At 62.4% G+C, this 6,324-nt stretch carries 6 protein-coding genes; 4 read left to right on the top strand and 2 right to left on the bottom strand.

The genetic code is table 11. From position 1 onward, the window contains the following. Positions 1-707: 707 nt before the first annotated feature. Positions 708-1,550, bottom strand: a complete 843-nt coding sequence (locus IMW75_RS17765; RefSeq protein ID WP_205893358.1) for an NAD-dependent protein deacetylase — start codon at positions 1,548-1,550, stop codon at positions 708-710. A 444-nt stretch (positions 1,551-1,994) separates the two neighbouring features. Between IMW75_RS17765 and IMW75_RS17760 the strand changes: the two genes are divergently transcribed. Further along, positions 1,995-2,834, top strand: a complete 840-nt coding sequence (locus IMW75_RS17760; protein ID WP_205893357.1) for an HvfB family MNIO-type RiPP peptide maturase — start codon at positions 1,995-1,997, stop codon at positions 2,832-2,834. After that, positions 2,827-3,576: an HvfC family RiPP maturation protein gene (locus IMW75_RS17755; protein ID WP_045060386.1), complete on the top strand. Its 750-nt coding sequence runs from the start codon at positions 2,827-2,829 to the stop codon at positions 3,574-3,576. The genes IMW75_RS17760 and IMW75_RS17755 overlap by 8 nt, the downstream gene beginning before the upstream one ends. A 227-nt stretch (positions 3,577-3,803) precedes the next feature. Here IMW75_RS17755 and IMW75_RS17750 read toward each other — a convergent pair whose 3' ends face one another. Next, entirely contained in the window at positions 3,804-4,739 is a 936-nt protein-coding gene (locus tag IMW75_RS17750) for a class I SAM-dependent methyltransferase (RefSeq protein WP_045060387.1), read from the bottom strand. Positions 4,740-4,908: 169 nt separating this feature from the next. On the opposite strand from IMW75_RS17750, the gene IMW75_RS17745 reads away from it, so the two are divergent. Together IMW75_RS17745 and IMW75_RS17740 are read left to right on the top strand one after the other, a co-directional pair. Beyond that, entirely contained in the window at positions 4,909-5,520 is a 612-nt protein-coding gene (locus IMW75_RS17745; RefSeq protein WP_205893356.1) for a cytochrome b/b6 domain-containing protein, read from the top strand. Further along, a complete protein-coding gene (locus tag IMW75_RS17740) occupies positions 5,517-6,302 on the top strand; it encodes a molybdopterin-dependent oxidoreductase (protein ID WP_045060389.1) in 786 nt (261 codons plus the stop codon). The genes IMW75_RS17745 and IMW75_RS17740 overlap by 4 nt, the downstream gene beginning before the upstream one ends. The last annotated feature ends 22 nt before the right edge of the window (positions 6,303-6,324 follow it).

Raw genomic sequence — 6,324 nt, 5'->3', positions numbered from 1 at the left:
CCTGTGGGAGCGGCGGTGCGACGATTCGACTTGCCCGCGATGGCAATCTCCCTGCCACATCAATGTCGAATCCGCAGACGCCATCGCCAGCAGGCTGGCTCCCACAGTGGTCTGCGCCGAACACAAATGCTGCGTCCACCACCAATACCTGTGGGAGCGGCGGTGCGACGATTCGACTTGCCCGCGATGGCAATCTCCCTGTCACATCAATGTCGAATCCGCAGACGCCATCGCGGGCAAGCCCGGCTCCCACAGAGATATCTGCCGTACACAAATGCTGCGCCCACCACAAAAAACCTGTGGGAGCGGCGGTGCGACGATTCGACTTGCCCGCGATGACAATCTGCCTGTCACATCAATATCGAATCTGCAGACGCCATCGCGGGCAAGCCCGGCTCCCACAGAGATATCTGCCGTACACAAATGCTGCGCCCACCACAAAAAACCTGTGGGAGCGGCGGTGCGACGATTCGACTTGCCCGCGATGGCAATCTCCCTGCCACATCAATGTCGAATCCGCAGACGCCATCGCCAGCAGGCTGGCTCCCACAGTGGTCTGCGCCGAACACAAATGCTGCGTCCACCACCAATACCTGTGGGAGCGGCGGTGCGACGATTCGACTTGCCCGCGATGGCAATCTCCCTGTCACACCAATTACGAATGTGCAGACGCCATCGCGGGCAAGCCCCACCGGGTCCCCGGAAAATCAGGTGGACAGGTTTTGCGCCAGCAACGGCAGCAGCTGTTCGCACGACGCTTCGATCTTCAGGTCTAGAAGCTCATCGGCCCGCGTCTTGCCCAGATTGATCGCAATCAACGGTTTGCCCTGATCCACCACTGCCCGGCACAAGCGAAACGCCGAATACGCCATCAACGACGACCCCACCACCAGTAATCCAGCGGCTTTCTCAACCGTCGCCATGGCCCTGGCGGCCGTTCCCTGTGCGACGTTCTCGCCAAAGAACACCACGTCGGGTTTCATCCGCTCACCCGCACAATGCGGGCAACGCGGCACCTGGAAGCGCGCTTCGAAAGCAGGGTCGAGCAGGGTGTCGCCATCCGGCGCCTGCACTGCATCCACACCTGCCAGGTAAGGATTGTGCTGTTCCATCTGTTCCTGGATCGAGTCGCGCTCGCTGCGCTCCCCGCAATCCAGGCACAGTACCCGCTGCAAGCTGCCATGCAGTTCGATAACGTCATGGCTGCCGGCCTGATCGTGCAGGGAGTCGACATTCTGAGTGATCAGCGCGCTGATCCGCTGGTTGCATTGCAAACCGGCCAGCGCCTCGTGCGCCACGTTTGGCTGGGCCAGGCGCACTCGCGGCCAGCCCAGCATCGCCCGCGCCCAGTAGCGGCGGCGGGATTCGGCAGCCGAGAGGAACTCCTGGTACATCATCGGCTGCCGACCACGGCGCACGCCCTGGTTGTCCCGGTAATCGGGGATGCCCGAGGGCGTGCTGATACCGGCTCCGGTCAGTACCACGAAGGGTTGTTCGGTCATCAGGTGTCGGAGCTGATCGAGTTGTTCGCGGATTCGGCCATCTAGCATGTTCAACACTCCAGAGATCTTCCCATTGTAGGAGCTGCCGGAGGTTCGGGCCGCGATCGGACGATCTTTTGATTTTGATTGTTAAAGATCAAGGTCAAGAGATCGTCCGATCGCGGGCCGAACCTTCGGCTGCTCCTACGTGGACCCCACCGGCGTGTTATTTGCGCGCCTCCAGTATCAGGTTGAACGGAATGAACAGGACGCCAGGGGTGTCCTGTGTGCGTTAAGTTTAGTTCGCAGGATCTAAGGCGCGTTTCCAAACGACGAAAGTGCTAACTGGAGCAAGCCCGCTCCCCCAGGGGGACTCGGGTGTTGCGTGTATTGGAGTGTATCCAGCCCGCCTGGCGATACAGTTGCCCACACTCCCGGCCCCCACCGAACACAGGCCCGATACATACCGACGCTTAACTGGACATCCGTTTCCACCACCCCGGAATCAACCGCATGCACAGTCCCAAGCCCCCAGTAAAAAACCGCGTCGGCCTCGGCCTGCGTCGAGTCCTGATGAAGGACTTGCAGGCTGCCCCGGCAGGGGATTTCGACTTTCTCGAGCTCGCCCCGGAAAACTGGATCGGCGTGGGGGGCGCACAGGGTGCGGCGTTGCGCGCCCTGGCGGAAAAGTTTGCGCTGTCGTGTCACGGCTTATCGTTGTCCCTGGGTGGGCCGACTCCGCTTGACGTCGCATTTGTGCGCGAAGTCCGGGTTTTTCTCGAGCTCTACAATGTGCCGCTGTACAGCGAACACCTGAGCTACTGCAGTGATGACGGCCACCTCTACGACCTGCTGCCCTTGCCGTTCACCGAAGAAGCAGTGCACCACGTGGCCGCGCGGATTCGCCAGGCCCAGGACATCCTGGGGCGGCGCCTGGCGGTGGAAAACGTGTCCTATTACGCGGCGCCGCGCCAGGACATGGACGAAGTCACGTTCACCAATGCGGTGCTGCGTGAAGCTGACTGCGACCTGCTGCTGGACGTCAACAATGTGTACGTCAACTCGATCAATCATGGTTTTGATCCGCAGGCGTTCCTGCTCGGCATCGACCCGGGGCGGGTGGTGGGCATGCACGTGGCCGGACATTTCGACGAGTCGGACACCTTGAAGATCGACACCCACGGGGCTTCGGTGAAGCCTGCGGTCTGGTCGTTGCTGGCGCAGGCCTATGCGCGGTTCGGTGCGCAACCGACGCTGCTGGAGCGGGACTTCAATTTCCCGGTATTTGCCGAGTTGGTCGCCGAACTGCAAACCATCCGCCGTCTGCAGGCCGCAGGAGTGAATCGTGGATAAGCCCGGCCTGTTTCAGGAGCAGATTACCTTTGGCCGCTACCTGCGCGACCCCGACCATTGCGCGCCGCCAGGCCACATGGACGCGGCAAGGGCCCAGGTTTACCGCGACCTGATCTTTGCCAATCTGTCGCAATTGCTCAGCGCTACTTTCCCTGTTTTGATCAGGATCCTCGGCGAGGCGCGCTGGCGCCTGCTGGTGCGCAGTTTTCTGCGTGACCATCGCGCGCGCACGCCGAAATTCGGCGAAATCGCCGAGGAGTTCGTGGGCTTTGTGGCGACTGTCCCCCAAGGCGACTGGCCCGGGTTCATGGTCGAACTGGCACATTACGAATGGGTCGAGATGGCATTGCAACAGTCCGACGCCGAACCCCTGCCTGTCAGCACTGGCGCAAGCTTACTGGATCGCCCGCTGCGCGTTTCGCCGCTCGCCTGGCCATTGGCGTATGCCTGGCCGGTCCAGCAGGTCGGGCCGGATTTCCAGCCGTCAATGCCGCCGGCCCAGCCTACGTTGCTGCTGGTGCGTCGCGGCGAAGACTGGAGCGTGAAGTTTTCCGAACTGAGCCCATTGGCCTGGCGCCTGTTGCAGCGCATAAACGAGTTTCCCGCACTCAATGGCCAGGCCCAGTTGCAAGCCCTTGCACAGGAGGCCGGTGCTGAAGACGTGCCCGCTTTCGTGGCGAGCGGCCTGGCCTTGTTGCAGCAGTTGCACGGGGAGGGCGTGGTGGGAGGAGTGGCCCGGTGAGTGTGATTCCCGGGCCGAGCACTTACCGGGAGCGGGTCGCAGCGCCCGGCCAGCCGGCCTGACCCAGGGCTTTGAGCAGCGTGTGTGCGTCCAGTCCCGGCACCGCATGGCCGTTGTCTTAGGCGGAGTCGGAGGCCAGGCACACCACGATCGAACGCGAGCAGGCTCGCTCCCACAGGGGATCTTCGCCGGGCGCGGAATACGTGCACGACGCGGGGTCGATGGTCCTATAGCCGGAACACGAGCGCCTTCAACCCACACTCGATATCAGCGTCTGGAAACTCCGGCGGGTTTTCCAGTCGCCGCTCGAACCGCAGGCTCGGCGCTTCCCGGGTGACGCCTTCGATGAGGAAATCTGCACCGAATGCCGGGTCGTTCATGCAGGCCAGCACCGTGCCCTCGGACCCCAGCAGCTCCGGGAGCCGGCGCAAGACTCGCTGGTAATCCTTGGTCAGCAGGAAGCTGCCTTTCTGGAAGGACGGCGGGTCGATGATCACCAGGTCATAGGGCCCCTTGCCGATTACCTTGCCCCAGGACTTGAACAGGTCGTGCCCCAGGAACGTCACCTTGCCCAGGTCGTGCCCGTTGAGCCGGTGATTGTCGCGACCGCGGCTCAGGGCCGCGCTGGACATGTCCAGGTTGACCACATGCTCGGCGCCGCCTTCGATTGCTGTCACGGAAAAGCCGCAAGTGTAGGCAAACAGATTGAGCACGCGCTTGCCCTGCGCATTGGCCCGCACCCAGTCGCGCCCGTAGCGCATATCGAGGAACAGGCCGTTGTTCTGCTTGCGGCCCAGGTCCACCCGATAGCGCAGGCCGCCCTCGGTGATGGTCATGTCATCGAGGGCGTCCCCCACCAGCCATTCGGTGGTGCTTTGCGGCAGGTAGCGGTGCTGCAACGCGAGCGTATGTGCGCCGCAGGCCACCCAGGCAGGCGAAGCGGCCAGCCGCAACAGGTCTGCCTTCAGCGCCTCCAATTGCGCCGCCTGCGGTTCCTTGAACAGCGACACCAGCACCACCCCTTGCAACCAGTCGACTGTCACCTGTTCCAGGCCCGGCCAGCAACGCCCGCGGCCATGGAACAGCCGGCGGGTTTCGGCGGGGGCATCTGCCAGGGCGGTCAGCAGATGGGCGTGGAGGAGGGCGAGCGCTTCTGGATTCATCGGCCTGGTTCGGTCATTTGAGGGGGCGGCATTTAACCACAACTTGGGCTAGCGCCTGCTTTCCGGGTGTCGGGAGTTATCACGTTTAATTTAACTTTTCGTGAGGATTTGGCGATCTGATGGCCCACATACTCGGTTCCATCGAACACCAGTCGCCGGGAGAGCCACCATGTCGCAGCAACCCACGGTCAGCACGCATCCGCGCTGGTTACGACTGACTCACTGGCTCAATGCCTTGGCGGTGCTGGTGATGGTCACCAGCGGCTGGCGCATCTACAACGCTTCGCCGCTCTACGATTTCAGTTTTCCCCCGTCGATCACCCTGGGTGGCTGGCTCGGCGGGGCGCTGCAATGGCATTTCGCGGCGATGTGGTTTCTGGTCGTCAATGGCGTCATTTATCTACTGGTTAACCTCATCAGTGGGCGCCTGTCGCGACGGTTTTTCCCCGTGTCGCCCAAAGGTGTCGGGCACGACCTGCTGGCCGCGCTGCGGGGCAAGTTGGGGCATGCGGACCTGCGCCAGTACAACCAGGTGCAGCGCCTTGCCTACCTGTTTGTAATGCTCGACATCGCGCTGCTGGTGGTCTCCGGACTGGTGCTGTGGAAGTCCGTGCAGTTCCCTTTGTTGCGCGAGCTGCTGGGGGGCTACGAAGCGGCGCGGCACGTTCACTTTATTGCCATGGCGCTGTTGCTGGGGTTTGTCGCGGTGCACTTGGTGATGGTCGCGCTGGTCCCCAAAACCCTGGTTGCCATGCTGTTCGGTCACAAGGAACCCTTATGAAAAAGCGCATTCAAGGACCCGGGCTGGATGAAGCGTCCATTCTCGCCGACGCTCGCAAAATCATCGCCCCGCAAATCGAAGACCGCTCGCGCCGCTCGTTTCTGTTGCGTGGCCTGACCCTCGGCGGGGTGGCGATGTTGTCCGGTTGCAACCTGACCGACAACGACAGCGTCGAGAGCGCGTTGTCTTCGATGTCGCGCTTCAACGATCGGGTGCAGGGCTGGCTGTTCAACCCCAATGCACTGGCGCCCACCTATCCGGCGTCGATGATCACCCGGCCATTTCCGTTCAATGCCTTCTACGGTATCGACGAAGCGCCGACCGTCGAGGCCGACAGTTTCCGACTGGAAGTCACCGGCCTGGTCGCCGACAAACGCAGCTGGCGTCTGGAGGAACTGCGCGCCATGGCCCAGGCCGAACAGATCACCCGGCACATTTGCGTCGAAGGCTGGAGCGCGATAGGTCGCTGGGGCGGGGTGCCTTTCAGCGATTTCCTCAGGCGTATCGGCGCCGATACGCACGCCAGATACGTGGGCTTCAAATGCGCGGACGATTACTACACCAGCATCGACATGGCCACCGCGCTGCACCCGCAAACCCTGCTGGCGCTGACCTACGACGGCGCGGTGCTGCCGCGTGAGTACGGCTTCCCGATGAAGCTGCGCATGCCCACCAAGCTGGGCTACAAAAATCCCAAGCATATCCAGGCGATTTTCGTCAGTAACACCTACACCGGCGGCTACTGGGAAGACCAGGGTTACAACTGGTTCGGTGGCAGCTGACGGACACCCGCCAGGTTCATCC

Origin of the sequence: Pseudomonas gregormendelii, assembly GCF_017114825.1 — a bacterium.
In the GTDB taxonomy this organism is placed as follows: Bacteria; Pseudomonadota; Gammaproteobacteria; order Pseudomonadales; family Pseudomonadaceae; genus Aquipseudomonas; species Aquipseudomonas gregormendelii.
This window is presented reverse-complemented; position numbering and strand designations above follow the sequence as displayed.

What these genes read in the sequence shown, in the direction of transcription:
- IMW75_RS17740 (WP_045060389.1), top strand. Translation starts at nt 5,517, where the DNA reads ATGAAAAAGCGCATTCAAGGACCCGGGCTGGATGAAGCGTCCATTCTC.
- IMW75_RS17750 (WP_045060387.1), bottom strand. Translation starts at nt 4,739, where the DNA reads ATGAATCCAGAAGCGCTCGCCCTCCTCCACGCCCATCTGCTGACCGCC.
- IMW75_RS17745 (WP_205893356.1), top strand. Translation starts at nt 4,909, where the DNA reads ATGTCGCAGCAACCCACGGTCAGCACGCATCCGCGCTGGTTACGACTG.
- IMW75_RS17760 (WP_205893357.1), top strand. Translation starts at nt 1,995, where the DNA reads ATGCACAGTCCCAAGCCCCCAGTAAAAAACCGCGTCGGCCTCGGCCTG.
- IMW75_RS17765 (WP_205893358.1), bottom strand. Translation starts at nt 1,550, where the DNA reads ATGCTAGATGGCCGAATCCGCGAACAACTCGATCAGCTCCGACACCTG.